The sequence below is a fragment of the Streptomyces dryopteridis genome (genome assembly GCF_049606955.1).
In the GTDB taxonomy this organism is placed as follows: domain Bacteria; phylum Actinomycetota; class Actinomycetes; order Streptomycetales; family Streptomycetaceae; genus Streptomyces.
Window position 1 is genome coordinate 1,517,934 of record NZ_CP187113.1, and the last position, 24,463, is coordinate 1,542,396.

Here is a 24,463-nt window from a genome sequence, read left to right on the forward strand (position 1 = left end):
GCCGGTTCACGCCCGTTCCCCGGTGGGCCACGGGGCCGGGGCCGGGGCGGTCAGCCGCAGCACCAGCCGGCGGGCCAGCACGTGCCGCAGGCCCTCGGGGTCGCGGAAGCGCGCGTACTCCTCCTCCGGCAGGGCCCGCCCGGTGTCCGGGTCGTAGCGGGTGCCGAGCACGCCGACCGGCTCCACGAGCCGGGCCCGGAGCGCGAAGTGCCCGCCCTCCTCGGCGATGTCGCGGGCGTGGAAGGCGCACACGGGCGCGCGGACGGTGTCGATCCAGTCCGGCCAGGGCGCGGGCGGCTCCCCGTCGAGCACCCACAGCATTCCCTCCGGCGCCCGGTCCCCGGGCTCACCGCACACCTCGCAGCGGTAGCGGTCGACGGATTCCCACAGCCGGTCGTCCTCGACCGGGCCCCGTTCGCGGACCACCTCGAACCAGGGGTCGAGCTGGGCGGCGCGGGGGGTGTCGGCGTAGCGGACGCCGTCGGGTTCGACCAGGATCGTGTCCCGGTCCTCGGGGTCCCCCTGGGGTCGGGGCACGGATGCGGGGCTCATGGGCGACCTCCGGAAGGGTCGGGGCGGGGCGTTCGTGTGGCCTGTGAACGGCTCCGGGGGCCCGGAGGTTGCCCCGAACGGGGCCCGGCGGCACCCGTCAGCGCAGCGCGGCGCCCTTGTCGGTGCGGTGGGTGGCCACCAGGGCCAGGCACAGCGCGGCGATCGCGACCCGGCCGGATGCCTGGAGCAGGGGTCCGCGCAGCAGGATGAAGGAATAGCCCGCGACCAGCGGCACCACCACGGAGATCAGGCTGCCCGGCGGGGTGCGCCGGGTGGCCCGGCGGGCGTAGCGGCGGTCGACGCGGGCGGAGGCGTAGCCCATGCCCATGAGCCCGGCGGTCATCCCGAGCGGCCCGAAGTCGAGCCAGAGTTCGGCCCAGATCGGCGAGGACAGGTTGGTGTTGACCGTGCCCATCCACTGGCCGACCATCACGCCGGTGTCCTTCGGCTTGCCCTCCCACAGGGAGCGGGGCACGGCGAAGAAGATCGAGCCGGCGAGCTGGCGGCCGTAGAAGTGGCCGGGGCCGGAGTCGGAGAAGGTGACGGTGTTGGCGAACATGCCGACCTGGTCGTAGTCCTTCAGGGCCATCGGCTCCAGGAAGGAGGTGGTCTCCACGGGCCGGTAGTTCTTCTCGTCGTAGCGGAACCGGTCGGCGAACGGGAACAGCAGCAGGGCGACGACCACCGCCATCGACAGCGCGACCCGGTACATGGCGGCGCTGGTCGGGAAGACCGTGAACAGCAGCGCGAACATCACGGTCAGGAACCAGTAGCGGGGGTTGGAGATCGGGTTGTTGACGATGATGTTGAGGACCGCGAGTCCGGCCCAGGTCGCGATGACCACGGGCTTGCGGCGCGCGATCGAGGACGTGATCAGCCAGCGGGTGTAGAGGAGCAGGGCGAGCAGCGCGGGCACGGTGCCGAAGCCGCGCAGCAGGGCCTGGCCGGCCTGGCCGTCGTCGTTGGAGACCCCGGCCTCCTCGATCCCGGCGATGATCTCCTGCCGGCTGCTGAAGAACACCGCCGGTCCGCCGAGCTTCATCACGAACGCGGCGCCGCCGAGGAACGCGAGCACCGCCAGCAGGTACATGCGGCGCCGGTGGGTCATGATCGGCTGCCGCTCCTTGCGGGAGCCGCCGGCGCGTTCGGCGGGCCGGTGCCGGGCCAGCAGCACGCCCACGTCGAAGGCGATGCAGCCGATCAGGATCAGGGCGATGGCCCAGGTCAGGTCGGAGCGCGGGCCCACGACCGGGGTGGGGACCTGGCCGAGCACGGCCTGGGCGAGCGGCGCGACCCCCAGCGCCATGTACACGAACAGCCAGAACGAGCCCTGGAGCAGTTTGCGGCGGCTGGTGAGCACCATCGCCGACAGGCGGGCGCCGGCGTACACGGCGAGGGCCAGTTGCAGCCAGAACGCGGCGTCCCGGGCGCCGGCGCCCGGCTGGGAGGTCACGAACAGCGGCAGGAAGACGGTGAAGCCGAGGGCGAGCGGCACCGACAGGGCCCGCGAGAGCAGGGTGCGGGGCAGCGGGGCGCGGCCCCATTTCGCGGCTTCGAGGGCGTCGGCGTTGGGCGGGGGCGGCACGGGGACGAGCCCCCGGTCCGCGAGGACGGCGCCAGGCGCCGGTACTTCGCGCGCGTCGGTTCCCACTCGTGCCCCCACCCCTGTGCGTGTCGCGCGCAGTCTAGGCGATGCCGTTCGGACGGGGGCGCGAAGGGGAGGGCGGGCGCGGGCCGGTGCGGGCCGGGGCGCCGAATCGTTTCGGCCCTTGTCCCCGGGGCCCTCCCGGCGGCGTCGCGGGGGCTCGGGAAGGGGCCGCCGGCCGACTCCCGGACTCGGCCCGGGAATCGAACGTGATGCCCTAGTCTGAGCGGGCGCCGCCGCGTCGGCGCGCCGACGCCGCGCGTCCGTCCCGCCGGCGGTCCCTGCCAGGACCCCCGGTGACCCGCGCCGTCCGGCACCGAACCGCGCACGATGCCCGAGGGGGGCCCGACACCGATGCCGCGTGACCTCACCGCGTTCACCCTGGCCGGCTACGACAAGGGGCGCGGGATCCTGCGCCAGGCCCTGTGGTTCGGGGTGATGAACACGGTCTTCGCGGCCTGGTTCTGCCCGCCCCGGCTGCGGCCCCGGATCCTGCGCGCGTTCGGGGCCCGGATCGGCGAGGGCGTGTTCATCCGGCACCGGGTGCGGGTGCTGTGGCCGTGGAAGCTGTCGATCGGCGATCACGCGTGGATCGGCGAGGGCGCCTGGATCCTGAACCTGGAGCCGGTGGAGATCGGCGCGCACGCCTGCGTCTCCCAGGAAGCCCTGCTGTGCACGGGCTCGCACGACCACCGGGCGACCGACTTCCGCTACCGCAACGCCCCGATCCGGGTGGAGGAGGGCGCGTGGGTCGCGGCCCGGTCCACCGTGCTGCCCGGGGTGACGGTGGGGCGGTGCGCGGTGGTCGGCGCCGGCGCGGTGGTCCACAAGGACCTGCCCGCGTTGACCCTGGAGACCCGGGACGGCGCGCGCCGCCCGGTGGAGGAGCCCAAGTGAGAGTCCTGCACGCCGTCACCCTGCACTCCCCCTCGCACGCCTTCGGCGGCCCGGTCCGCGTCGCCCTGAACCTCGCGAAGGGGCTGCGCGAGCGCGGTCACGAGGCCGCGCTGGTGGCCCTCGGCGAGGGCTTCGGCGATCCGATGCCCACCTCCGTGGAGGGGGTTCCGGCCAAACTCTTCCCGGCCCGGCGCCTGTTGCCGCTCGGCTTCAGCGGCATGACCTCGCCCGCGCTGCTGGCGGCGGCCGGCCGGCTGGTGCGCGACGCGGACCTCGTGCACGTGCACCTCGCGCGGGACCTCGTGACCCTGCCGGTGGCGCTCGCGGCGCTGCGGGCGGGCACCCCGCTCGTGCTCCAGACCCACGGCATGGTCGACCCGAGCGACAAGGCCCTCGCCAAACTCCTGGACGCGCTCGCGGTGCGCCGGGTGCTGCGCGGGGCGGGGGCGGTGCTGTACCTGACCCCGCACGAGCGGGAGGGGCTGGACGCGGTGGTCGGCGCGGGCGGCCTGGCGTCGGCGGTGCGGCTGGTCAACGGCGTGCCCGGGCAGGCCGGGCCGCGCCCGGAGCCCTCGGGGGCGCCGCGGATCCTGTACGCGGCCCGACTCCAGGCCCGCAAGCGGCCGGTGGACTTCGTGGACGCGGCGCCGGCGGTGCTGGCCGAGCACCCGGACGCGCACTTCGTGCTGGCCGGTCCCGACGAGGGCGAGACGGCCGCGGCCCGCGCCCGGATCGCGGAGCTGGGCTTGGCGGACGCGTTCACGGTGCCCGGGGCGCTCGGCTCGGAGCGGGTGCTGGAGGAGCTGCGGCGGGCACACGTGTACGTGCTGCCGTCCGTGGACGAGCCCTTCCCGATGTCGGTGCTGGAGGCCCTGTCGGTGGGGGTGCCGACCGTGGTCACGCACTCCAACGGGCTGGCCCGCCCGATCGCGGAGGCCGGCGCGGGCCGGGCCGTGGAGCCGGGCCCGGGCCCGGTGGCCAAGGCAATGCTGGACCTGCTCGACCCGACGACCAACGCGGCGGCCTCCCGGGCCGCCCGCGAACTGGCCGCGGACTCCTACTCGATGGACGCCGTCCTGGACACCCTGCTGTCCGTGTACACGCGGGTCCGGGGCCGCTGAGTCCCGGGGCGCCCGCCCGTCAGTGCCGGTGGTGGTCGTGGACCACCGGGATGGTGTCGGTGAGGTGGGCGCTGCGGCGGCGCTTGAGGACGCTGCTGTAGACCGCGGTGCCGATGAACCCGACCGCCATCATGATCACGCCGACCAGGGTGAGGTTGACCCCGTCCATCTTCCAGTCGGTCGCGAAGGTGAGGATGGCCCCCACCACGATGAGGGTGATGCAGCCGCCCAGGCCCATGTCGATCGCCTCCGTCGTGCCTCGGTGGTGCGCTGTCGGCGGCGGCTCGCGCCGTCGCCCGTCTCGGCGCGCCTGCCCGGGTCCGCCCCGCGCAAACGCCCCGCGAGCGGCCCGACTCGGGCTCGTTCGCGGGGCGTTGGGGTGCGCGGGCCGGGGGGCGGTTACGCGGGGAGCCAGGCGTTGCAGCCGGTGGAGGTGAAGCTCGCGGCGCCGGCGGGGATCTTCGCGGTGATCTTCGTGCCGGGGGTGGTGCCGGGGCCGGGGCCGGAGGCGAGGACGCCGCCGGAGCTGTCGAGGGCCTGCCAGGTGCAGGAGGGGTTGGGGTTCACGGCCCGGTAGGTGCCGGCCTTGGGGGTCTTGGTGGCCCCGTCGGCGATTCCGGTGCGGGCCGCGTCCAGAACCGGCTTCTGGTCCGGGCAGAGCAGGGTGATGGCGTCGGCGGCGCCCTTGATCTCGCCGGAGATCACCGAGGCCACGGCCGCGTCCTTGTCCCGCTTGGCGGTGCGGGCCACGCGCTGGCAGGACTCCTGGCCGGTCTGGAGGACGGCGGCGGGGTCGGTCTTCGCGGGCACCCGGCCACTGAGGTACTTCTTCTCCTGGCCGGTGAAGCTGCCGGTGACGGGCTTGAGGGCCTCGTCGGGCAGGGTGTCGCCGCTCGGCTTGGCCGGGGCCAGGGCCGCGCCCTGGGAGACGGTGGCCGAGGGGGCGGGGGCCGGGGAGTCGGCGGGGTCGGGTTTGGCGCTCGCGCCGCCGCGGGCGGCCTGTTCGGCGGCGGCCCGGGCGGCGTCGGACTTGGCGTCGCCGTCGCCGTCGCCGGAACCGCAGCCGGTCAGGACCAGGGCCGCGGCCAACAGGACTGCGGCCGTGGCCGCCGGGCGCCGTGCTCGTCGGTTCTTCAACGGGACTCCAGGTGCGGTGCGGGGGTGGGGCTCGGGAGGGGACGGTGGGGCGAGAAGGGCCCCGGGTCGGCCGAGTGGGCCGGCCCGGGGCCCGGTGTCGCGTGGTGCGTGGTGCGGACCCTACTTCGCGCCGAAGGTGAGCACGAGCTCGGGGGTGGCGTCCGCGGCGGTGGCCTCGGAGGACCACAGCCACAGCGGGTCGCTGCCGTTACTGGTGAGGCCCAGGCTGCTGGTGGTGCCGAGGAGCGCGGCCACCGAGGCGGTGTCGAGGTCCACGTTGTGGACGGCGGAACCGTCCGGGATCCCGGCGATGGAGCCCAGCGCGGTGGTGCCCAGGGTCGGCTTGCTGTTGAACGTCGTGCCCGCGCCGGTCCAGTCACCGGTGACGGGGACCACCGAGACGGTGTCGGCGGTGCCGGCCCCGGTCTGGGTGGTGGTCTTCAGACGCAGCGAGGCGGCCTTGAGGACCTGGCCGGACGGTGCGGCCGGCAGGGTGAACCGCAGGTAGCTCTCGTAGAGGGAGCCGGAGCCGCGCACGGCGAGGGAGTTCGCGGTGCCGTAGGCGGTGCTGGGGGCGCCCTGGTTGATGTAGGTGTCCTCGGACGCGGTCACCTCGGTGACGGTGTCGTTGGCGGCCTTGGCCAGGTCGTAGTGGGCCTTGGCCTGGGCCTGGGTCAGCGCCTTCGGGTAGACGGCCGTCTCGTCGAGCTGGCCGGCGAAGAAGTTGCTGGTGGGGCGGTTGGGCCAGGAGGCGAGGTTGTCGCCGCCGACGTGCCAGAAGCCCGAGTACGCCTGGTGGGTGGTGATGTTGTTGGTGCCCTTGTTCTGACCGTCGACGTACAGGGCCATGCCGTTCGGGCCCTGGGTGGCGACCACGTGGTGCCACTTGTTGTCGTTGAAGGTGTCGAACAGGCCGGTGGAGATGGTGCGGGTCGAGCCGTTGTACACGCCGAAGATCAACCGACCGGTGTTGGTCATGTAGATCTGCTTGTCGTAGGACCCGCTGGTGTTGGTGGTGTTGTTGCCGAAGCCGATGAGCTTGCCGCCCCGGGAGGTGTTGGTCTTGAACCAGGTCTCCAGGGTGTAGGAGGAGCCCACGGTGGTGCGGCGGTCGCTGTACACCTGCTGCGAGGAGCCGTTGAAGCCCATCGCGGTGGAGGTGCCGGTGACGGCGCCCGGGGTGACCTTCAGGGTCGGGTTGCCGACCTGGACGCCGCCGTTGTCGCCGGCGGAGGAGTCCGCGACGAAGGGGCTGACGGTGTCGTCGTAGCGCCAGTACAGCTCGGCGCCGTCGGAGCGGATCCGGTCCGGGTAGGCCACGGGCGAGGTGGGCACGGTGACCGAGACGGTGGCCGAGAGCGCGCTGGTGTTGCCGGCGGCGTCGGTCGCGGTGACCCGGTAGCCGTAGGAGTTGCCGGCCTTGGCGGTGGTGTCCACGAAGGACGCCTGCGGGCGCTGCCACTCCAGGGAGTCGGCCGTCACGGTGCCCAGCGGGGTGCCGGAGCCGTTGCGGTAGACCTTGTAGGTGATCTTGGAGTCGTCGGTGTCGAAGCTGGTCCGCCAGCGGACCTGGACCTCGCCCGGCTTGACCGAGGACACCGAGGCGACCGGGGTGGTGGGCGCGCCGACGTCGCCGGTGGAGGCGAAGCGGGTCAGGCCCTGCTGCGGGGCGCCGTTGACGGCGGTGAACTCGCCGCCGACCCACATGTACTTGACGGCGTCCTTCTCGGCGACCGCCATGACCCGCGGGCCGATGCCCTCGCCGAGGCCGTCGTTGGTGTCCGGCAGCCAGCCGAGCTTGCCCGGTCCGCGCACGAAGCCGTCGACCGGGGCCGGCGCGGTGCCGGTGTGGTCGGTGGGCTGCGCCAGCAGGTGGTGGCGACGGCCGTCGGGGAACTCCAGCTCGGTGGAGCAGTCGTGGGCGTGCGAGGAGCTGTAGAGGACGCCCTCGTACGGGAGCACGAACTGGGTGGCGCCCAGGCAGCGGTCGCGCCACTTCTCGTTGAAGTCGGTCGCCAGGCCGATGCGGCCGTCGAAGACGCCGCCGCCGGAGCCCTCGTTGCCGGTGTAGTAGCCCGTGCCGTCGGCGGATATGTGCTTGACCACCGAGTTGGACGGGATGTTGGAGTAGGTCTTGGCGACCGCGCCGGTGGTCGCGTCGACCACGGCGAGGGCGTGGCTGTTGCTGTTGTTGACGGTGAAGAAGTCGCCGCCGAGCAGGACCTTGGAGCCGTCGTTGCTGACCGCGAGGGCGCGGCCGGGCTCGTCGGCGTTGGCGGTGAACGGCTTCAGGGCGCCGGTGTTCGCGTCGACGGCGGCGAACCGCTGCCGGGTCTGGCCCTCGACGGTCCCGAAGTCGCCGGCCGCGTAGAGGGTGTCGTCGGTGACCGCGAGCGCGCGCACGGTGGCGGGGAAGCTCGGGTGGAACGATGCCTTCGGGGCGCAGGTCGCGATGTCCACGGCGGCCACGGAGGAGACCGGGGTGCCGTTGACGGCTCCGAAGTAGCCGGCCGCGTACAGGGTCTTGGCGTCCTTCGAGACGGTCAGGGCGCGCACGGTGGCGGTGCCCTCGCCGACGGTGAAGGAGAGCTTGCAGGAGGTGGGGACGCCGGTCGCGGCGTCCAGCGCCACGAAGTTGACGGCCTCCTGCTCGTCGCCGGCCGCGCCCTCGGGGGGACGGACGGCGGAGAAGGTCCCGCCGGCGAACACGGTGCCCCCGGTCTGGGCCATGGCCCAGACGATGCCGTTGGGCTGCCAGGTGGGCAGCTCGTCGGCGGTGAAGGCCACCGGTGCCGTGACGGCCGACGCCGCAGGCGTCAGGACCAGTCCCAGGCCGGTGCCCGCACCGGCGAGGGAGAGGACGAGGGCAGCGGTCAGCCCTCTGGATCTGTGCATGAGCCCCCCAGGGCTTCGCCCGGTTGTATGGCTGGAAATATCCGAACAGCCGTGTGTACAGGCGCAGGTTAGAGCGCGGGATTCACCCCGGGCGGCGTCCTTGACCCCTTGTTTGTCAAGCTGGGACCCAAAGGAGTCCCGCAGACGGGCGAAGGTGGGCCGCACCGTGCACAGACGGCGGGTATGGCAGGGATGTGCGCCGGTCATCACCGATTCGGGATGACCGGGACACGGCAAATCCTAGGGGAGAAACATACCTCTCAGCGATCGATCCGGACGTTCGCTCCCGCCAGTTGGTCCTCCACCTGACGAATGTCGGCGTCGACCATGATCCGCGCGAGTTCCTCCACGAGGACGGTCGGCTTCCAGCCAAGGATCCGGTGGGCCTTGGAGGCGTCGCCGATCAGCGCGTCCACCTCGCTGGGGCGCTCGTACTTCGCGTCGTAGCGGACGTGCTCGTTCCAGTCGAGCCCGGCGTGCGCGAAGGCCGTCTGCACGAACTCGCGGACGGTGGCGGCCACCCCGGTGGCCACCACGTAGTCGGTGGGCTCGTCCTGCTGGAGCATCCGCCACATGGCCTCGACGTACTCCGGGGCGTAGCCCCAGTCGCGGACGGCGTCGAGGTTGCCCAGGTACAGGTGCTCCTGGAGCCCGGCCTTGATCCGGGCCACCGCGCGGGTGATCTTGCGGGTCACGAAGGTCTCGCCGCGGCGCGGGGACTCGTGGTTGAAGAGGATCCCGTTGACGGCGAACATGTCGTACGCCTCGCGGTAGTTCACGGTGGTCCAGTACGCGAACACCTTCGCCGCGCCGTACGGGCTGCGCGGGTGGAAGGGGGTGACCTCGTTCTGCGGGGGCGGGGTGGCGCCGAACATCTCCGAGGAGGATGCCTGGTAGATGCGGGTCTCGACCCCGCTGGCCCGGATCGCCTCCAGCAGCCGCAGCGCGCCGAGCCCGGTCACGTCGCCGGTGTACATGGGGGCGTCGAAGGAGACCCGCACGTGGGACTGGGCGCCGAGGTTGTAGACCTCGTCGGGTCGGATCTCGCGGAGCAGGTTCACCAGGGCCACCCCGTCGGAGAGGTCGGCGTGGTGCAGCACGAAGGACCGGTCGGGGGACTGCGGGTCCTGGTAGATGTGGTCGATCCGCTCGGTGTTGAAGCTGGAGGACCGTCGCACCAGGCCGTGCACCGTGTAGCCCTTGGACAGCAGCAGCTCGGCCAGGTACGAGCCGTCCTGACCGGTGACGCCGGTGATCAGTGCGGTCTTGCTCATGCGATCTTCCCCCCAGGGAAAAGGTGGTGTGGGCGTGTTCGTGGGGTCGGGCGGCAGGCTCCGACGGGGCCGGCGCGGCGGGCGCGGGTGGGCGCGGGCGGGCCGGCACGGGCGGGATTCGGTCCCGTCCCGGACGCCCCGGCACGGGGGACCGGCGGCCTGGCATCATCGCCGGTATGACAAGTTCGTCGCTCCTGCCCCCGCGCGCCCGTGTCCTCGTCGCGGGTCACCGCGGCCTCGTCGGGTCCGCCGTCGCCCGCCGTCTGACCGCCGACGGTCACGAGGTGATCACCCGCACCCGCGCCGAGCTGGACCTGCGCGACGGGGAGGCCACCGCGTCCTTCCTCGCCGAGGTCCGCCCGGACGCGGTGGTGCTGGCCGCCGCCAAGGTCGGCGGCATCATGGCCAACAGCACCTTCCCGGTGCAGTTCCTGGAGGACAACCTCCGGATCCAGCTCAGCGTGATGTCCGGGGCGCACGCGGCCGGGGTGCCGCGCCTGCTGTTCCTGGGCTCCTCGTGCATCTACCCCAAGCACGCCCCGCAGCCGATCTCCGAGGACGCGCTGCTGACCGGTCCCCTGGAGCCGACCAACGAGGCGTACGCGCTGGCCAAGATCGCGGGCATCGTGCAGGTGCAGTCCTACCGCAAGCAGTACGGGGCGGCGTGGATCTCGGCCATGCCCACCAACCTGTACGGGCCGGGGGACAACTTCGACCTGGAGAGCTCGCACGTCCTGCCCGCGCTGATCCGCCGGTTCCACGAGGCGGCGGCGGCCGGGCGCGAGGAGGTCGTGCTGTGGGGTTCGGGCACGCCGCGCCGCGAGTTCCTGCACGTGGACGACCTGGCCGCGGCCTGTGTGACCCTGCTCGGCTCCTATGACGCGCCGGAACCGGTCAACATCGGCTGCGGCGAGGACCTCACGATCCGCGAACTGGCCGAGACGGTGGCCGAGGTGACCGGGTTCACCGGTCGGCTGGCCTGGGACACCACGAAGCCGGACGGCACCCCGCGCAAGCTGCTCGACGTGACCCGGTTGACCGGTCTGGGCTGGAAGCCGAACGTGGCCCTGCGCGAGGGCATCGCGGCCACCTACCGGTGGTGGCTGGAGTCGGAGGCCGGCTCCCCGGAGGACGGCTCCGGGGCGCGCGGCGGTCGGGGCTGAGCTCACCCGGGGCCTCAGTACGCTCCGCGGCCGTCGACGACGGCCCGGAGCGTGCGGCCCATCACGTCGACGTCGCTGGTGAAGGACCAGTTGTCGACGTACTGGAGGTCGAGCTGGATCGTCTCGTCCCAGGACAGGTCGGAGCGGCCGCTGATCTGCCACAGCCCGGTCATGCCGGGGCGCACGGTGAGCCGGCGGCGTTCGACCTCGTCGTAGCGCTCCACTTCCTCGGGCAGCGGCGGGCGCGGTCCGACCAGGGACATGTGGCCGGTCAGGACGTTGAGCAGCTGGGGCAGTTCGTCCATCGAGGTGCGGCGCAGCACGCGGCCGATCCGGGTGACCCGGGGGTCGCGGCGCATCTTGAACATCAGGCCGTCGTTCTCGTTGGACGCGGCGAGTTCGGCCTTGCGGCGGTCGGCGTCCACGACCATGGTGCGGAACTTCCACATCACGAACGGGACCCCGTCGCGCCCGATCCGGCGCTGGCTGTAGAAGGCCGGGCCGCGGCTGCCGCAACGGATGGCCGCGACGATGCCGAGGAAGACCGGGGCGAGGAGCAGCAGTCCGAAGCCGGCGCCGAGCCGGTCCAGGGTGGACTTGAGCACGGTCTGCATCCCGCGGCGCACGGGCGGCGCCACCCGCAGCACGGCGAGTCCGCCGGCCGAGAGGGTCTCCAGCCGTTTGACCGAGACCTCCACCAGACCGGGCACGACGGCCAGATCGAGCCCCCGGTCGTGCAGGGCCCAGGCCACGCGGCGCAGCCGCTCGCCGGAGAACCCGGCGCACGGGGCGACGAGCACGAGGTCCACGTGGTGGGACTCGACGGCGGCGAGCACCTCGGCGGCGTCCTCGGTGCGGGACTCGGGGGCCTTGCCGTCGATCCGGCCGGCCACCGGCACTCCGCTCGCCGGCCCGCCGGCGCCCACCGGCACGGCGCCCACCACCACGTACGGGTGGTCGGTGCGGGCGGCCAGGTGCGCGACCACGTGCTCGGTGGCGGCGGGTTCGCCGATGACCAGCACCCGGCTGACGGACTGGGCCTCGCGACGGATGGCGGCGAGGTGGCGATGGGTGAGTTTGCGCAGGGCGACGGTGAGCAGGAGAGCGGGCACGAGGGCGCCGAGGGCGGCCAGGCGCGGGGTGCTCTCCTCGATCGCGGCGCGGGCCACGGCCAGGACACCGATCAGAATCAGCCAGTCGTGCAGCACCGGCAGGACACCGCGGTTCTCGCCGAGCGCCCGCCGCGCGTAGCGTCGGCGAGCCGCCTGGACGGCGGGCCACGCGAGCGCGGCGCCGACGGCGCAGAGCAGCGGTCGGGACTGGCCGGCGGCCTCGAAGACGAGGGCCACGGGCACGCCCGCGCCGAGCACGTCGACGAGGAGCGCGGCGGGCAGGTACCACCCGGCCTTCTCGGCCGGGCGGCGCCGGGGAACGACGGTCTCGACGTCCTCGCCGGTCACTTGTTGCGCAGGAAAACGGACATGCCTCATGGGCCCCCCTGGCACGTGGTCTATGGCAGTGGCGCGAGTCCGTGGCTTCCCCTGGCAGCGGACATCAGTCGCACCGGAAAACAGTACGACAAACACCCGTACGGTAAGTGCCGTTTACGTGAACGTGCCCTCTTGTTGCTCACTCGTTAGCAACCGGTGGCCACCGTTCCGGATGGCGGGATCCTCCCTCTGCACAGCCGGGTGAACGGTTCGCATAACGGACGTGACGGTTCGGACAACGAACCATTTCCGGCCAACCTTTTGACGCGACCCTGACAGGAGTGGCGTGGAGCCGGCACTGTTCCATCCGTTCATCGCACTGCCCTGATCTGCCCGGAGGCCCACCCAGCCGTCCGGAACCCCCCTTGCAGAAGGAGTCTGCGTTGAGTCCCACCCCCCAGCGGCGTGCCACCGCGGCCGGCGCGCTCGTTGCCGCCGCCGCCCTGCTCGCGGTCGGCATCCAGACCGGATCCGCCTCCGCGACCGCCGACAACACCGGCCAGGCCGTCTCCGCCCGCTCCAACCCGGGCGCGGCGTCGGTCAAGCTGAGCCCCTCGGAGCGTGCGACGCTCCTCACGGCCGCCAACTCGACCTCCGCGCAGGCCGCCAAGTCCCTCGGCCTCGCGAACGACGAGAAGCTCGTCGTCCGCGATGTGGTCAAGGACGCCGACGGCACCACGCACACCACCTACGAGCGGACCTACAAGGGTCTGCCCGTGCTCGGCGGTGACCTCACGGTCCACGCCAAGGGCGGTGTCACCAAGAGCGTGACCAAGGCCACCAACCACGAGATCAAGGTCCCGACCACGGACGCGGCCGTCGCGCCCGCCGCCGCCGAGAAGCAGGCCGTCGGCCTCGCCCAGGCGAAGGGCGGCAAGGAGGCCAAGGCGTCGAAGTCGGCCCGCAAGATCGTCTGGGCCGCCGAGGGCGCTCCCGTCCTGGCCTTCGAGACGGTCGTCGGCGGGGTGCAGCACGACGGCACCCCGAGCGAGCTGCACGTGGTGACCAACGCCAAGACCGGCGCCAAGATAGCCGAGTGGCAGGGCATCGAGACCGGCACCGGCAACACCCAGTACAGCGGCCAGGTCACCCTGGGCAGCTCGCAGTCGGGCAGCAACTACACGCTGACCGACGCCGCGCGCGGCGGCCACAAGACCAACAACCTGAACAAGGGCACCTCCGGCACCGGCACCCTGTTCTCCGGCCCCGACGACATCTGGGGCAACGGCGCCGCCTCCAACGCCGAGACCGCCGGCGCGGACGCCCAGTACGGCGCGCAGCTGACCTGGGACTACTACAAGAACGTGCACGGCCGCAACGGCCTGCGCAACGACGGCGTGGCCCCCTACTCGCGGGTCCACTACGGCAACGCGTACGTGAACGCGTTCTGGGACGACTCCTGCTTCTGCATGACCTACGGCGACGGCCAGGGCAACACCAAGCCCCTGACCTCCATCGACGTGGCCGCGCACGAGATGACCCACGGCCTGACCTCGGTCACCGCCAACCTGACCTACTCCGGCGAGTCCGGCGGCCTCAACGAGGCGACCTCCGACATCTTCGCGGCGGCCGTCGAGTTCAACGCCAACAACCCGCAGGACGTCGGCGACTACCTGGTCGGCGAGAAGATCGACATCAACGGCAACGGCACCCCGCTGCGGTACATGGACAAGCCGAGCAAGGACGGCTCGTCCAAGGACTCCTGGTACTCGGGGCTGGGCGGCATCGACGTCCACTACTCCTCGGGCCCGGCCAACCACTGGTTCTACCTGGCCTCCGAGGGCTCCGGCCAGAAGGTGGTCAACGGGGTCAGCTACGACTCCCCGACCGCCGACGGGCTGCCCGTGACCGCCATCGGTCGCGCCGCCGCCGAGAAGATCTGGTTCCGCGCGCTGACGGTGGGCTACTTCAAGTCCAACACCAACTACGCCGCGGCCCGCACCGCCACCCTCCAGGCCGCCGCCGACCTGTACGGCCAGGGCTCCGCCACGTACAACAACGTGGCCAACGCCTGGGCCGGCATCGCCGTCGGCGCCCGGATCTCGGACGGCGTGACGGTCACCCCGATCGCCAACCAGCAGACCCAGATCAACACGGCCGTCAGCCTCCAGGTCCAGGCCACCAGCACCAACCCGGGCGCGCTGACCTACTCGGCCACCGGCCTGCCGGCCGGCCTGTCGATCAACGCCTCCAACGGCCTGATCTCCGGCACCGCCACCACGGCCGCCACCTCCAACGTCGTCGTGACCGTCAAGGACTCGGCGAACAAGACCGGCACCGCCTCCTTCACGTGGACGGTGGGCACCGCCCAGCCGAACGTGTTCGAGAACACCGCCGACTACCAGATCCCGGACTCGGGTCAGGTCGACTCCCCGATCACCGTCACCCGCTCCGGCAACGCCTCGGCGGCCCTCTCGGTGGACGTGAACATCGTCCACACCTACCGCGGTGACCTCCAGATCGACCTGGTCGCCCCGAACGGCACCCTGTACCGCCTGAAGAACACCTCCACCTCCGACTCCGCGGACAACGTGGTCGCCACCTACACGGTGAACGCCTCGGCGGTCGCGGCGAACGGGGTCTGGAAGCTCCGGGTCGCCGACAAGTACGCGGCCGACACGGGCTACATCAACAGCTGGAAGCTCACCTTCTGATCTTCCCAACCGGGGGCCTGACAAGCCCCTGACCGGTGAGATCCCCAACGCAGGACCCGCGCCGCTCCCCACCGGGACCGGCGCGGGGCACTCCCCACCACGCGGGGCCGTCCGGGAGGTACCCCCCGGGCGGCCCTGTCCCACGTCCCGACCCGGATTCCGCCCCCACGGACCCCCGGGGGACCTGTTGCCCCCACGGCCGGGACCTTCGGCGCCCGACAAACGGCGCCCGCGGCGACAGACTGGTCCCAGCGAACCTACGGAACCGTAGGTTCGGGTGAGATCGAGGACCAGCACATGCCCGGCACAGCACCGCAGACCGTCGCCCGCCCCGTCACGACCGCCCTGCCGCACCTCGTCGAGGCGGCGCCGACCGCGACCCCCGCCGCCACGCCCTGGCTGATCCAGGGCGGCATGGGCGTGGGCGTCTCCGGCTGGCGCCTGGCCCGCGCGGTGGCCCGCACCGGGCAGCTCGGCGTGGTCTCGGGCACCGCCCTCGACGTGGTCCTCGCCCGCGTCCTGCAGACCGGCGACCCCGGCGGCCACGTCCGCCGCGCCCTGGCCGCCTTCCCCCTCCCCGAACTGGCCCAGACCGCCCTGGACTGCTACTTCCGGCCCGAGGGCCTGGAGGACGGACAGGCCATGCGGACCACCCCCCGACTGCGGGCCACCGGCGGCGGACAGGCCGAGATCCTCACCGTGCTCGCCAACTTCGTCGAGGTCTGGCTGGCCAAGGAGGGCCACGACGGTCCGGTCGGCGTCAACTACCTGGAGAAGATCCAACTCGCGACCGCCCCGGCCATGTTCGGCGCGATCCTCGCCGGCGTGGACTACGTCCTGGTCGGCGCGGGCGTCCCCGGCCAGATCCCGGCCCTGGCCACCGCCCTGGCCCGGTACCAACCGTGCGCGACGATGATCCACGTGGAGGGAGACGAGGAACCCCTCCCCCACCTCTTCGACCCCCAGGCCCTCCTCGCCGGCCACCTGCCCGGCCCGCTGCGCCGGCCCCGGGTGCTGGCCATCGTCTCCCTCCCGGTCCTGGCCACCTACCTGGCCCGCGACGAGGCCACCCGACCCGACGGCTTCGTCATCGAGACCAGCCAGGCCGGTGGCCACAGCGCCCCGCCGCGCGGCCCGCTGCGCCTGGACGAGGCCGGCGAACCGGTCTACGGCCCCCGCGACAACCCCGACCTCGCCAAGATGACCGCGCTCGGCCTGCCGTTCTGGCTGGCCGGCGGCCAGGCCGGCCCGGAGGCCCTGGCCGAGGCCCGCGCCCGGGGCGCGGCCGGCGTGCAGGTGGGCAGCGCGTTCGCGCTGTGCGAGGAGTCCGGCATGGCCGAGCACCTGCGCCGCGAACTGACCGACCGCGCCCACCGCGGCACCCTGACCGTGCGCAACGACCCCAGCGCCTCCCCGACCGCGTTCCCCTTCAAGGTCGCGGAGATCTCCGGCAGCGTCTCGGACCCGGAGGTGGCCGCCGAGCGGCGCCGGGTCTGCGACCTCGGCTTCCTGCGCACCGCCGTGCGCGGTCCGCGCGGCCTGGTCTACCGCTGCGCGGCCGAACCCGTGGCCCAGTACGTCCGCAAGGGCGGCGAGGCGACGGAGGCCGAGGGCAAGCACTGCCTGTGCAACGGCCTGCTGGCCACGATCGGCCTGGCCCAGCGCCGGCCCGGCGGCCGCGTGGAGCCCCCGTTGGTCACCATCGGCAAGGACCTGTCCTTCCTGCCGAAGCTCGCGCCCAACGCCGAGCCCTACACGGCGGCCGACGTGGTCGCCTGGATGTCGGCGGGCGCCCCCGAGGTCTGAGCCGCGCCCGCCCGAGCCGACCGCCCGAACCGGCGGGCCGTCAGCGCCCGTCGGCTCCCGGGCCCGGGGCGCTCGGCGGGTCCACCAACCGGTCGTCCTCCACCAGCATCCCGGCCCGTTTCAGACTGCGCAGCTCCGGGATCGTCTCGATCTGGCGGACCCCGGGCAGGGTGCCGACGCGTTCGGTCAGGTACGTGTACAGGTGCTCGGTGTCCCGGCACACCACGATCGCGAGCAGCCCGGCCGGTCCGGTGACGGCCGCCGCGAAGGGGACCTCCGTGTGCGCGGCCACGGCCACGCCCACCTCGGCGAGTCGGGCCGGGTCCACGGTCAGCAGCAGGGTCGCCGCCGCCTCGAAGCCGAAGTGGCTCGGCAGCACCTCCAGGTCGAAGTAGAGGGCCCCGGCCTCGTACATGCGCTCCACCCGCCGGCGGGCCGTGGACTCCGAGAGGCCGGCGGCCCGGGCCAGTTCGGGGTAGCCGGTGCGCCCGTCCTTCGCGAGCAGGGCCAGCAGGGCGGTCTCGGCCGGGTCCAGGACGTACCGGCCGGGCGGGGGCGGGGGTGGCGGAGGCGGGGTGAGGGCCTCGACCTGCGCCGGTTCGAGGACGTCGATGCAGTCCCAGGGGTCCGGCCCGCCGAAGAACTTGCGCAGGATGGTGTGAGCGCCGATGTCGCTGATCTGCCGGGTGCGGGGCAGCCGCTCCAGCAGCAGGCCGTCGCGGTCCTGTCGGGTCCGGGCGCGGGTCATGCCGTGGATCTCGGTGCCGCCGCCGCTGATCGTCACCCACGCGATGTCGGGCCGGCGGGCCAGGGCGCGGGCCACGGGCAGCGCGGCCGAGGGCGCGCAGCGCATCCGCAGCCAGGACTCGAAGAGCCCGACCCGCACGCCGGAGGACATCCCGACCACCCGCAGCAGCCCTTCCCCGCGCAGTCGGCGGTAGCGGCGCACGACGGTCTGGTCCGAGACGTCCAGCACCTGCCCGAGCCTGCTGAACGTGGCCCGGCCGTCGATCCGCAGGGCCTGGATCAGGGCGAGGTCCAAGGCGTCGAAAGAAGGCTGCGCGTTCACGGATTCCATCATGCCCTGCCGCTCGGTGTGGGAATCCGCCACTCCAGGGGCGCCGGCTGTGGGGAACCGTGGGTTCGACGCGATGGTGTGACGAGCCGCCCGGGGGGATTCGCGGGCTCGGCACCCCGGGTTCCTCGGGCGTCATCGAAGGAGAATCGTCATGCGCAAATGGCTGCCGCTGGTCGCGGTCTGCCTGGGGGCGTTCATGTTGTTGGTGGACGTCACCATCGTCACGGTGGCGCTGCCCGACATCGCCGCCGACACCGGGACCGGGTTCACCGATCTCCAGTGGGTGATGGACGGCTACGCCCTGGCCCTCGCGGCCCTGCTGCTCGGGGCCGGTTCGCTGGCCGACCAGATCGGGCGGCGCCGGGTCTACCTGGCCGGCCTGGTCCTCTTCGCCCTGGCCTCGCTGGCCTGCGGCCTCGCCGACGGCCCGGCGACCCTGATCGCGTTCCGCGCCGTGCAGGGCATCGGCGGCGCGGCCATGTTCGCCACCACGATGGCCCTGCTGAGCGCGGCCTACCAGGGGCGCGAGCGGGGCATCGCCTTCGGCGTGTGGGGCGCGGTCAACGGCGCCGCCGCCGCGGCCGGCCCGATCCTCGGCGGCGTGCTCACCGAGCACGTGGGCTGGCGCTGGATCTTCTTCGTGAACGTGCCGATCTCGATCCTGGCGGTGCTGGTGACCCTCCGCGCGGTGCGCGAGTCCAAGCCGCCGCGCACCGCCGGCCGCTTCGACCTCGCGGGGATGCTGACCTTCACCCTCGGCGCCGGCGCGCTCACGTACGCGTTCATCAGGGTGGCCGAGGACGGCTGGACGGGCACCCGTCCGCTGGCCTTCTTCGCCGTGGGCGTGCTGGCCCTGCTCGCCTTCGTGCTGGTCGAGACGCGGGTCGCCGAGCCGATGGTGGACCTCGCGCTCTTCCGCGACCGGACCTTCGCCGGCATCGTCGGGGCCTCGCTGCTGCTGTCGGGCGCGGCCTTCTCCTACCTGCTGTACGTCTCGGTGTGGCTCCAGACCGTGCGCGGCATGGGGCCGATCGGGGCCGGGCTGGTGACCCTGCCGCTGAGCCTGGCCGCGTTCGTGGTCTCGGCGCTGGCCGGGCGCTTCCTGCACGGCCGCTCGGCCCGGCTGATCGTCGGCGTGGGCCTGCTGCTGATCGGCGCGGGCGCCGCCGTGCAGGCGCTGATGCTGGACGTGGGCGACGGCGGCGGCGCGCTGCTGCCGGGGCTGATCCTGACGGGCGTCGGGGTCGGCGCCGCGACCCCGATGCTGGCCTCGGTGGCCATGGGCACGGTCGCCCCGGCCCGCGCCGGGATGGCGGGCGGGGCCCTGAACACGGGTCGGCAGTTGGGCAACGCCCTCGGCATCGCGGTGCTCGGCGTGATCTTCCACTCGGGGCTGACCCGGGGGCTGGGGGCGGCCGGGGACCTGGCCGGCCCCGTGGCCGCCGGTCAGGGCGCGGCGCTCACGGCCGGCCGGCCCGAACTGGCCGGGGTGATCGAGCAGGGCTTCGTGACGGGCCTGCGGGACACCTTCCTCGCCTCCGCCGTCCTGGGCCTGCTGGGCGCACTGGTGACCTTCGCGCTGGTCCGGCCACGCAAGCCGGCGGAGCGCGGCGGCCGGCCCGGCACGGACGGGCCCGGGAGCGGGCCGGGCCGTGAGGGTGCGGGGCGGGCACACGACGAGGTCGTGGTGGTCCCGGGTTCGTAGGGCGGTCCGCCACAGGCGCCGGGCGCGGTCGGGATCGAGCCGGCCGGCCGCGCGCGCACGCGGCACAGGGGACGGGGGCGGGGTGCGTCGACACGGGTCGGCGCGGTCCGCCCCCTCCTCGTTACGGGCGGGTGCGGGGGTCGGGGGTCGCTGGGGCACGGGGGCCTCCGGGGGTCGGTGTCCGTCGCGGACCCGTTCGGCCCGCCCGCCCAGAGTGCGTCAACTCTCGAACGGCCGCCCGCCGTTGTCCACAGGCCCGGCCGCCGGTCCGATCATCCCACCGCGCGGCCGGTGAACTGGCCCGTGCCCACCACCCGCAGCAGGGCCAGCCGGTCCGCCGCGTCCCCGCCCACCGGCGGGGTGTAGAGCACCACCCGCTGTTCGCCCTCGGGGGCCCGCAGGACCTGGCAGTCGAGTTCGACCGGGCCGATCAGCGGGTGGTCCAGGCGCAGCCGCGAGGCCCGGCGCACGGCCGGTTCGTGCAGGTCCCAGATCCGGGCGAACTCCTCGCTCGCCCCCCGCAGCCGGGCCACCAGCCGGGCCGCCGCCGGATCGCCGGCCCCGCGCCGCGCGACGGCGGCGCGCAGGTCGCCGACGTGCGCGCGACCGATCGCCTCGTGCTCCCCGCTCGGGTACGCGGCCCGCTGCGCCGGGTCGGCGAACCAGCGCCAGACCACGTTGCGCCCGTGCTCCGAGACCGTGCACACCCCGCCCAGCAGCGCCTCGGCCACCGGGTTCTGGGCCAGCACGTCGCCGAGGTCGCCCAGGATCTGCGCGGGGGTGGTGTCGAGCCGGTCCAGCAGGTGCAGCAGGCCGGGGTTGACGTGGTCGCCCCGGGCGGCCTCGGCGGGGGGCCGGCGGCCGGCCAGCAGGTGCAGGTGGTCGACCTCGTCGCGGGTCAGGCGCAGGGCGCGGCCGAGGGCGGCCAGCATCTCGGGCGAGGGCTGCGGGCCGCGGGCCTGCTCCAGGCGCGTGTAGTAGTCGGCGGACATGCCCGCCAACTGCGCGACCTCCTCCCGGCGCAGGCCGGGCGCGCGGCGGCGGGCCCCGGCGGGCAGGCCCACGTCGGCGGGGCGGACCCGGTCGCGGGAGCGGTGCAGGAAGTCGGCGAGGGCGGCGCGGTCGATCGTCACGCGGCCCATCCTGCCGGCGGCCTCGGGGGCCGAACCAGGGACCGCCGATCCCAGGTTGAGGAGGTCTCTGCCGGCCCGCTCCGCCCGGCGGCAATGTGGTGTCCGGCCGAGGGAGCGCCGCCGGGAACACCCGGCGGGCCCCGGCCCCGTCGAAGGAGAGTCGCCATGTCCGTCACCACCACCGCCCCCGTCGCCACCGCGCGGGTCACCACCGGCCACGTCACCGTCGGGTCCGCCCGGGTCCGGTTCGAGCGTCACGAGGCCGTCTCCGGCACCCCGCTGGTGCTCGTGCACGGCACCGGGTCCGCCGGTTCCGGCGTGAACTGGGGGTCCACGCTGCCCCTGCTGACCCCCTCGCGTCCCGTGGTGACCCTGGATCTGTCGGGCACCGACGCGACCGTCGACGACGGCGGGCCGCTGAGCGTGGAGATCCTGGCCCGTCAGGTGATCGCCGTGGTCGAGGAGGTCCGGGGCCCGTTGGGCGGGCCGGTGGACCTGCTGGGGTTCTCGATGGGGGCGACGGTCGCGGCGGCCGCGGCGGCGCTGCGCCCGGACCTGTTCCGGCGGCTGGTGCTCGTGGCGGGCTGGGTGCACACCGCCGGGGACGAGTACCTGACGAGCCTGTTCACCCTGTGGCGGCAGCTCGGGGCGAGCGACCCGGCGGCCTTCGGCCGGTCGGTGGCGATGACCGGGTTCAGCCGGGGCTTCCTGAACGCGATCGGTCGGGACGCCTTCGAGGCGCTGATCCCGAACATGCCGCCCACCCCCGGCACCCTGCGGCACGTGGAACTGGACCTCGCGGTGGACCTGCGGGAGCTGCTGCCGCGGATCACGGCCGAGACCCTGGTCGTGGGCGGCACCCAGGACGCGACCGTGCCCGTGGAGCACAGCCGGGCCCTGCACGCGGGGATCGCGCACAGCGCCTACGCGGAGCTGGACGCCGGGCACGTGATGTTCTTCGAGCGGGCGCGGGAGTTCGTGGACCTGGTCGACGACTTCCTCGACGCCGACACCGGCGCCGACACCGCCCCCGGGGCCTGGGCCGCGCCCGCCGACGTGTCCCTCGCCGCCTGACCACGACGACGGGGGACACGGGTGGCACGGGCCCCGGGACCCGGCCCCGGCACGGTCAGCGCAGGGTCACCCCCGGCTCCGTCCCCGCCGCCGCCTGGCCCTGCGGGGCCGCCATCAGCCCGAGTTCGGCCGGGGAGGCGAGCAGCGGGTGCCCGGGGAGCACGCGCACGGTGTAGCCGAAGGGTCCGGTGCGGTCGAGGGCGAGCGGGCCCTCGTAGCGGAACCGGCCCTCCAGGTCGGGTCCGGCGGTGGCCTTGAGGGGGAAGACCCGCGGGTCGTCGATGACGTCCCCGGCGTCGACCCGGCCGGCGAGGGCCTGGACCTCGACCTCCTCGGGGGCGAGTCCGCCGAGGGCGACCTCCACCCGCAGGGTGAGGGTGAGGCCGAGTTCGGCGGTGTCGCCGAGCGGGCCGGTGCCCGGGGTCTCGGCGGCGGCCTCGACGTGGCCGATGCCGATGCCCTCCCAGGCGGCACGCACCCGGGCCTTGTAGGCGGCGAGTTCGCGGGCGGCCTCGGGGCCCATGGCGCGGTGCGCGAGGGCGGCCGGGGTGTAGAGCCGTTCCACGTAGTCGCGGACCATGCGTCCCGCGAGCACCTTGGGTCCCAGGTTGACGAGGGTGCTGCGGACCATGCCGATCCACTTCACCGGCAGTCCGGCGGCCCCGCCCCGGCCGGCCCGCTCGTAGAAGCGGGGCGCGACGCGCTGTTCGATCAGGTCGTAGAGGGCGGCGGCCTCCAGGTCGTCGCGCCGGTCCTCGTCGGCGGCCCCGTCGGCGGTGGGGATGGCCCAGCCGAAGTCGGGCTCGTACCACTCGTCCCACCAGCCGTCGAGGACGGAGAGGTTGAGGCAGCCGTTGAGGGCCGCCTTCATCCCGCTGGTGCCGCACGCCTCCAGGGGGCGCAGGGGGTTGTTGAGCCACACGTCGCAGCCGGGGTAGAGCTTCTGCGCCATGGAGATGCCGTAGTCGGGCAGGAAGACGATGCGGTGGCGCACGCGCGGGTCGTCGGCGAACCTCACCAGTTCCTGGACCAGCCGCTTGCCGCCGTCGTCGGCGGGGTGGGCCTTGCCGGCGACGACGATCTGGATCGGGCGGTCGGGGTCGAGGAGCATGCGGCGCAGGCGTTCGGGTTCGCGCAGCATCAGGGTCAGGCGCTTGTACGAGGGCACGCGGCGGGCGAAACCGATGGTGAGCACGTCGGGGTCGAGGACGGAGTCCACCCAGCCGAGTTCGGAGTCCACGGCGCCCCGGTCGCGCCAGGAGGCGCGCAGCCGGGTCCGGACCTCGGCGACGAGCTGTTCGCGCAGGGTCCGCCGGACCTCCCAGATGGCCTGGTCGGAGATGTCGGCGACGGCGTCCCAGCGGGTGAAGCCGCCGACCGAGAGGGCGTCCTCGGCCCGGCCCGCGCCGACCTTGCGGGCGCCGAGCCGGATCACCTCGGGGGCCACCCAGGTGGGGGCGTGCACCCCGTTGGTGACGGAGGTGATGGGCACGTCGGCGGGGTCGAACCCGGGCCACAGGCCGGCGAACATGCCGCGGCTGACCTCGCCGTGGAGGGTGGAGACCCCGTTGGCGCGCTGGGCCAGGCGCAGGCCCATGACGGCCATGTTGAACACGGCGGGGTCGCCGCCGGGGTGGTGTTCGGCGCCGAGGCCGAGGATCCGGTCCACGGGCAGGGTGTCGAGTTCGGCGCCGGGTCCGAAGTGGCGGGCGACCAGGGCCCGGTCGAAGCGGTCGATGCCGGCGGGGACGGGGGTGTGGGTGGTGAAGACGGTGCCCGCGCGGACGGCCTCCACGGCGGCGTCGAAGTCGAGTCCGGCGCTGCCCGCGAGTTCCCTTATGCGTTCGAGGCCGAGGAATCCGGCGTGGCCCTCGTTGGTGTGGAAGACCTCGGGTTCGGGGTGGCCGGTGAGGGCGCAGTAGGCGCGCACGGCGCGGACGCCGCCGATGCCCAGGAGCATCTCCTGGAGCAGCCGGTGGTCGCTGCCGCCGCCGTAGAGGCGGTCGGTGACCTGGCGGGCGGCGTCGTCGTTGCCCTCGACGTCGGAGTCGAGCAGCAGCAGGGGGACGCGGCCGACCCGCGCGTGCCAGATCCGGGCGTGCAGGACGCGGCCGGCGGGGAGGGTGAGGCTGACGCGGGCGGGGGTTCCGTCGGCCTCGCGCAGCAGGGTGACGGGCAGTTCGTCGGGGTCGAGGACGGGATAGTGCTCCTGCTGCCAGCCCTCGCGGGACAGGCTCTGGCGGAAGTACCCGTGCCGGTAGAGCAGGCCGACGCCGATCAGGGGGACGCCGAGGTCGCTGGCGGCCTTGAGGTGGTCGCCGGCGAGGATGCCCAGGCCCCCGGAGTACTGCGGGAGGGCGGCGGCGATGCCGTATTCCGGCGAGAAGTAGGCGATGGCGGCGGGCAGGCGGCGTTCTTCCTGGTGCTGTTGGTACCAGCGGGTACCGCCGAGGTAGTCGTCGAGGTCGGCGGCGGCCGCGGTCAGCCGGCGCAGGAACCGGCGGTCTCCGGCCAGTTCCTCCAGCCGGGCCGCGGGGACCGAGGCCAGCAGCCGCACGGGGTCGCCGGCGGCGGCGAGCCGGTTGTCGGGGTCGACGGATTGGAAGAGGTCACGGGTCTCCGCGTGCCAGGACCAGCGCAGGTTGCGGGCGAGGTCCGCGAGGGGCAGCAGGGGTTCGGGCAGCACGGGGCGCACGGTGAATCGTCGGATGGCCTTCACGGGTTCCACCTTCGCAGGGGATCGCGGACGGAAACGGGCACACCACGCTGTGTGCCCGCGCATCACCCCCGGAAGGCTAGCCGTCGGGGCGGGCGCGGACCATGGGGCCCGGTACGCCGG

17 protein-coding genes are annotated in these 24,463 nt (G+C 73.7%); 7 read left to right on the plus strand and 10 right to left on the minus strand.

What is annotated here, in order from left to right; genetic code table 11:
- Nucleotides 1-6 precede the first annotated feature (6 nt).
- Together ACN20G_RS06090 and ACN20G_RS06095 are read right to left on the minus strand one after the other, a co-directional pair.
- Nucleotides 7-552: a hypothetical protein gene (locus tag ACN20G_RS06090; protein WP_424211693.1), complete on the minus strand. Its 546-nt coding sequence runs from the start codon at nucleotides 550-552 to the stop codon at nucleotides 7-9.
- A gap of 97 nt (nucleotides 553-649) precedes the next feature.
- Complete coding sequence (locus ACN20G_RS06095) at nucleotides 650-2,137, minus strand: hypothetical protein (protein WP_424215390.1); 1,488 nt, start codon at nucleotides 2,135-2,137, stop codon at nucleotides 650-652.
- Nucleotides 2,138-2,551: 414 nt separating this feature from the next.
- Between ACN20G_RS06095 and ACN20G_RS06100 the strand changes: the two genes are divergently transcribed.
- Nucleotides 2,552-3,094 carry a WcaF family extracellular polysaccharide biosynthesis acetyltransferase gene (locus tag ACN20G_RS06100; protein ID WP_424211694.1) on the plus strand — a complete coding sequence of 181 codons (543 nt, stop codon included), beginning with the start codon at nucleotides 2,552-2,554 and terminating at the stop codon, nucleotides 3,092-3,094.
- Complete coding sequence (locus ACN20G_RS06105) at nucleotides 3,091-4,215, plus strand: glycosyltransferase (RefSeq protein WP_424211695.1); 1,125 nt, start codon at nucleotides 3,091-3,093, stop codon at nucleotides 4,213-4,215. The genes ACN20G_RS06100 and ACN20G_RS06105 overlap by 4 nt, the downstream gene beginning before the upstream one ends.
- Nucleotides 4,216-4,234: 19 nt before the next feature.
- Here ACN20G_RS06105 and ACN20G_RS06110 read toward each other — a convergent pair whose 3' ends face one another.
- The 4 genes from ACN20G_RS06110 to gmd all read right to left on the minus strand — a co-directional run bounded on the left by ACN20G_RS06110 (nucleotide 4,235) and on the right by gmd (nucleotide 9,521).
- The gene (locus tag ACN20G_RS06110; protein WP_424211696.1) at nucleotides 4,235-4,453 is read right to left on the minus strand and encodes a DUF6458 family protein; all 219 of its coding nucleotides are present in this window, start codon (nucleotides 4,451-4,453) and stop codon (nucleotides 4,235-4,237) included.
- A 161-nt stretch (nucleotides 4,454-4,614) separates the two neighbouring features.
- Nucleotides 4,615-5,352: a hypothetical protein gene (locus ACN20G_RS06115; protein WP_424211697.1), complete on the minus strand. Its 738-nt coding sequence runs from the start codon at nucleotides 5,350-5,352 to the stop codon at nucleotides 4,615-4,617.
- Nucleotides 5,353-5,472: 120 nt separating this feature from the next.
- Complete coding sequence (locus ACN20G_RS06120; protein ID WP_424211698.1) at nucleotides 5,473-8,247, minus strand: DUF7594 domain-containing protein; 2,775 nt, start codon at nucleotides 8,245-8,247, stop codon at nucleotides 5,473-5,475.
- A 260-nt stretch (nucleotides 8,248-8,507) separates the two neighbouring features.
- Nucleotides 8,508-9,521, minus strand: coding sequence for a GDP-mannose 4,6-dehydratase (gene gmd, locus ACN20G_RS06125; RefSeq protein ID WP_424211699.1), 1,014 nt, complete (start codon nucleotides 9,519-9,521; stop codon nucleotides 8,508-8,510).
- A gap of 176 nt (nucleotides 9,522-9,697) precedes the next feature.
- Here gmd and ACN20G_RS06130 point away from each other — a divergent pair, with 176 nt between their 5' ends.
- Nucleotides 9,698-10,684, plus strand: coding sequence for a GDP-L-fucose synthase family protein (locus tag ACN20G_RS06130; RefSeq protein WP_424211700.1), 987 nt, complete (start codon nucleotides 9,698-9,700; stop codon nucleotides 10,682-10,684).
- 14 nt (nucleotides 10,685-10,698) lie between these two features.
- On the opposite strand, the gene ACN20G_RS06135 is transcribed toward ACN20G_RS06130, so the two are convergent.
- Entirely contained in the window at nucleotides 10,699-12,174 is a 1,476-nt protein-coding gene (locus tag ACN20G_RS06135; protein WP_424211701.1) for a sugar transferase, read from the minus strand.
- A 383-nt stretch (nucleotides 12,175-12,557) separates the two neighbouring features.
- On the opposite strand from ACN20G_RS06135, the gene ACN20G_RS06140 reads away from it, so the two are divergent.
- On the plus strand, nucleotides 12,558-14,828 hold the full coding sequence (locus tag ACN20G_RS06140; protein WP_424211702.1) for a M4 family metallopeptidase: 2,271 nt from the start codon (nucleotides 12,558-12,560) through the stop codon (nucleotides 14,826-14,828).
- Nucleotides 14,829-15,125: 297 nt separating this feature from the next.
- Nucleotides 15,126-16,634 (plus strand): nitronate monooxygenase, encoded by a 1,509-nt coding sequence (locus ACN20G_RS06145; RefSeq protein ID WP_424211703.1) that lies wholly within the window; start codon nucleotides 15,126-15,128, stop codon nucleotides 16,632-16,634.
- Nucleotides 16,635-16,674: 40 nt separating this feature from the next.
- Here the strand turns inward: ACN20G_RS06145 and ACN20G_RS06150 are convergent, their stop codons facing one another.
- Nucleotides 16,675-17,712, minus strand: a complete 1,038-nt coding sequence (locus tag ACN20G_RS06150; RefSeq protein ID WP_424215391.1) for an Lrp/AsnC family transcriptional regulator — start codon at nucleotides 17,710-17,712, stop codon at nucleotides 16,675-16,677.
- Between the two features lie 151 nt (nucleotides 17,713-17,863).
- Between ACN20G_RS06150 and ACN20G_RS06155 the strand changes: the two genes are divergently transcribed.
- Complete coding sequence (locus ACN20G_RS06155; RefSeq protein WP_424211704.1) at nucleotides 17,864-19,417, plus strand: DHA2 family efflux MFS transporter permease subunit; 1,554 nt, start codon at nucleotides 17,864-17,866, stop codon at nucleotides 19,415-19,417.
- Between the two features lie 272 nt (nucleotides 19,418-19,689).
- Here ACN20G_RS06155 and ACN20G_RS06160 read toward each other — a convergent pair whose 3' ends face one another.
- Nucleotides 19,690-20,559 carry a helix-turn-helix transcriptional regulator gene (locus ACN20G_RS06160; protein WP_424211705.1) on the minus strand — a complete coding sequence of 290 codons (870 nt, stop codon included), beginning with the start codon at nucleotides 20,557-20,559 and terminating at the stop codon, nucleotides 19,690-19,692.
- Nucleotides 20,560-20,715: 156 nt separating this feature from the next.
- Between ACN20G_RS06160 and ACN20G_RS06165 the strand changes: the two genes are divergently transcribed.
- Nucleotides 20,716-21,624, plus strand: a complete 909-nt coding sequence (locus ACN20G_RS06165; RefSeq protein WP_424211706.1) for an alpha/beta fold hydrolase — start codon at nucleotides 20,716-20,718, stop codon at nucleotides 21,622-21,624.
- A gap of 55 nt (nucleotides 21,625-21,679) precedes the next feature.
- On the opposite strand, the gene glgP is transcribed toward ACN20G_RS06165, so the two are convergent.
- Nucleotides 21,680-24,343, minus strand: a complete 2,664-nt coding sequence (gene glgP, locus ACN20G_RS06170) for an alpha-glucan family phosphorylase (protein WP_424211707.1) — start codon at nucleotides 24,341-24,343, stop codon at nucleotides 21,680-21,682.
- Between the last annotated feature and the right edge of the window lie 120 nt (nucleotides 24,344-24,463).